A 3,092-nucleotide genomic window follows, 5' to 3' on the forward strand; every position below is an offset into this window, starting at 1 on the left:
GTAACCGGTGTTCTGCCCCCACATTGCCCGCTGTCGCCTGATCTGTGATCGAGTTTCCATGGACGAGCGACAAGGAGTTTCTCCATGGACACTACATTGGAGGTTCTCACGACCCGGCGGAACCGACATGAGGCTCATCGCCGATGGCCTGACGACATCAAGGCCAGGATTGTTTCGGAGAGCTTGCGTCCGGGCGTGACGGTGAACAAAGTCGCGGAACGCTATGGCTTGAAGGCCAACCACCTGTCGTCCTGGCGAACACTGGCGCGGCAGGGCAAGCTGGTCTTGCCTGAGCCGGAAGACGCAGTCGAATTCGCGGCCATGGTTGTCGAGATTCCCGCGCCGGAGCCGCCAGCCGCCAAGCAGACCTCCCGCGCCGAGATTGTCGTCGGTTCTGTCACAATCCGTCTTGAGGAAGGGGCGTCTGCTGCCCGGATCGCCGCCATCGCGCGTGCCTTGGCGGCGGCGACATGATCTTTCCATCGAACCGCGTGCGGATCATGGTGGCGACCAAACCTGTAGACTTCCGCAAGGGGCATGACGGATTGGCGGCGCTGGTGAAGAACGAGCTGCACAAGGACCCGTTCACCGGAACGGTCTTCGTGTTCCGGTCGCGCAAGGCAGACCGGCTGAAGCTGATCTACTGGGATGGCTCCGGTATCGTCCTGGCCTACAAGAGGCTGGAAGAGCACACCTTCACCTGGCCCGGTATCAAGGATGGACTGATGACGCTGACCCACGCCCAGTTCGAAGCCCTGTTTGCGGGCCTCGATTGGCGGCGGGTTCATGCCGTCCAGACAAGAGCGCCGGAGACTATCGAATAGCTGTGGCACGATGACTCAGGACGGCCAATTCCAAAAGCAAATCGGCGTGGGATTTGGTAGGTTCTGGCCATGCTTGATACCGCCGATCTTCCTGATGATGTTGCTGCCCTGAAGGCGATGCTGATTGCGGCGCAGGCACGCGAGGCAGGCAAAGACGCCCAGATTGCTCGCAGGGATGAGCGGATCGAACGGCTTGAGAAGCTAGTTGCGGCCTTCAAGCAGGCAGCCTTCGGGCGCAAGTCCGAGAAGACCGATCCCGACCAATTCGATCTAGCACTGGAAGACCTGGAAACGGCCATGGCAGCGATCCATGCCGAGGATGACGCCGAGGTTCCTGCTGGAAACAGGATTACCAAGCCACGCGCGATCAATCGCGGCTCTCTTCCAAAACATCTTCCCCGTGTCGAAGAGATCGTCGAGCCGGAAAGCCTAGTCTGCGCCTGCGGCGGTTGCTTGCATTGCATCGGCGAGGATGTCTCCGAGCGGCTTGATGTGGTCCCGGCACAGTTCCGCGTCATCGTCACGCATCGCCCCAAATATGCGTGCCGTGCCTGCACCGACGGCGTCGTTCAGGCTCCAGCTCCACCACGGCTGATCCAGGCAGGGCTGCCCACGGAGGCAACAGTGGCCCATGTGCTGGTTTCCAAATATGCCGATCATCTTCCCCTTTATCGGCAGGCCCAAATCATGAGCCGCCAAGGCATCGATCTCGACCGCTCCACGCTCGCCGACTGGGTCGGCCGGGCCGCTTTCGAATTGCGTCCCGTCTTCGATGCTCTAATTGCCGACCTGAAGCGCTCGACCAAGCTTTTCATGGACGAGACCCGTGCACCGGTGCTTGATCCCGGCTCGCGCAAAACCAAGACCGGATACTTCTGGGCGCTGGCGCGGGATGATGGGCCGTGGGGCGGCGGTGCTCCCCCAGGTGTCGCCTTCACCTATGCGCCCGGTCGCGGGGGCATTCATGCCGAACGGATATTGCAGGGCTTCTCCGGCATCCTGCAGGTCGATGGCTACGCCGGATACAACAGGCTGATCGCACCTGACCGAGTCGGCACGGACATCCGGCTTGCCTATTGCTGGGCACACGCCCGTCGCAAGCTAGTGGAGATCACTCGCAACGGATCAGCACCGATTGCCGAGGACGGCGTTAACCGGATCGGAGAGCTTTATCGGATTGAGGCTGAACTGCGTGGCCTTGATCCGCAGGCTCGTCTTGCCAGGCGGCAGGAACGGTCAGCGCCGCTGATTGCCGACATGCGGACTTGGCTTCTCCATCACCGCGCCCGTGTCGCGACCAAATCTCCGGTTGGAGAGGCTTTGGCCTACATCGCCAAATACTGGGACGGTTTGAAGCTCTTCCTGACCGACGGCCGCATCGAGATCGATAACAACAGCGTCGAGCGAACCATCCGGCCGATAGCCCTCAATCGGAAGAATGCACTTTTTGCCGGGCACGACACTGGGGCAGAGAACTGGGCAACCATCGCCTCGCTCATCGAGACCTGCAAGCTCAATACCGTCGAGCCGTTTGCGTATTTGACGGGTATCCTCACCGCCATCGTCAACGGCCACAAGCAAAGCCAGATCGATGACCTATTGCCGTGGAATTGGATGAACAAAGCAGCCCAAATTTAGCGGCCTTTTTGGTTTGAAGGGCCGAATCTACCTGTTCTCCGCCGCTCAATGACGGGGTCATGAGGCCGAACAATTATGGTGCGTTTGCTCTGGTAAGTCCTGCCGAGATCAGAAACAATTTCAATTTCGCAAGCGACCTTGGATGGGGCAACGATGGAAACCTTGATGGTTGCATTCGCGAGCCACACTTGCGGCATCGAATTTGCCTCCATCATTCGCAGAACCGCGCCCCGATAATATTCCTCTGACGCAGCGATGATGCGGCTGTCAGGAGTCTCAGTCGCGTCCCTCAGGTTGAGCTGAAGTTCGTCTTCGCCGAGAAGTTCGAGGAGCGCAACGTACTGGCCCAGAGACCAGTAACCATCGTGATCATTGTACCGGCTTACAAATGTTCCGAGGATGTCGTGGCAAATCCCTTTGAACTGGCTTCTTCTGGACATCTGCAATCTAACTCTCTTGCCGCCGATCGGAGGATATACGAGCACTTCCCGATAGCAACGGCTCTGCCATTTACGTCTCTACAAGGTTACCTAATATGGGTGGCAAGCCTTTCAATCCACTCGCTCGCCCATGGAGGAGCTCGATCAAAGCCCTGTAGGCAAGACAATGTGGGTCCGGAACAGCGGTTAC

The 3,092-nt window shown here is 59.0% G+C and carries 4 protein-coding genes; 3 read left to right on the plus strand and 1 reads right to left on the minus strand.

From position 1 onward, the window contains the following. Window positions 1-84: 84 nt before the first annotated feature. From tnpA to tnpC, 3 genes are all read left to right on the plus strand, one after another. Window positions 85-474, plus strand: a complete 390-nt coding sequence (tnpA, locus tag D3227_RS41415; RefSeq protein ID WP_147377825.1) for an IS66-like element accessory protein TnpA — start codon at window positions 85-87, stop codon at window positions 472-474. Then, entirely contained in the window at window positions 471-824 is a 354-nt protein-coding gene (tnpB, locus tag D3227_RS41420; protein ID WP_147377826.1) for an IS66 family insertion sequence element accessory protein TnpB, read from the plus strand. Before tnpA ends, tnpB begins: the two co-directional genes overlap by 4 nt. A gap of 69 nt (window positions 825-893) precedes the next feature. Continuing rightward, window positions 894-2,462, plus strand: a complete 1,569-nt coding sequence (gene tnpC, locus D3227_RS39940) for an IS66 family transposase (RefSeq protein ID WP_120019422.1) — start codon at window positions 894-896, stop codon at window positions 2,460-2,462. Here tnpC and D3227_RS39945 read toward each other — a convergent pair. Further along, window positions 2,459-2,908: a hypothetical protein gene (locus tag D3227_RS39945; RefSeq protein ID WP_147377827.1), complete on the minus strand. Its 450-nt coding sequence runs from the start codon at window positions 2,906-2,908 to the stop codon at window positions 2,459-2,461. The two genes, tnpC and D3227_RS39945, sit on opposite strands and share 4 nt — an antisense overlap. Between the last annotated feature and the right edge of the window lie 184 nt (window positions 2,909-3,092).

The sequence above is a fragment of the Mesorhizobium waimense genome (assembly GCF_003601975.1).
GTDB lineage: Bacteria > Pseudomonadota > Alphaproteobacteria > Rhizobiales > Rhizobiaceae > Mesorhizobium > Mesorhizobium waimense.

Bases quoted from the DNA above. Each gene is read 5' to 3' on its own strand.
- tnpC (WP_120019422.1), top strand. From the start codon at position 894: ATGCTTGATACCGCCGATCTTCCTGATGATGTTGCTGCCCTGAAGGCG.
- tnpA (WP_147377825.1), top strand. From the start codon at position 85: ATGGACACTACATTGGAGGTTCTCACGACCCGGCGGAACCGACATGAG.
- tnpB (WP_147377826.1), top strand. From the start codon at position 471: ATGATCTTTCCATCGAACCGCGTGCGGATCATGGTGGCGACCAAACCT.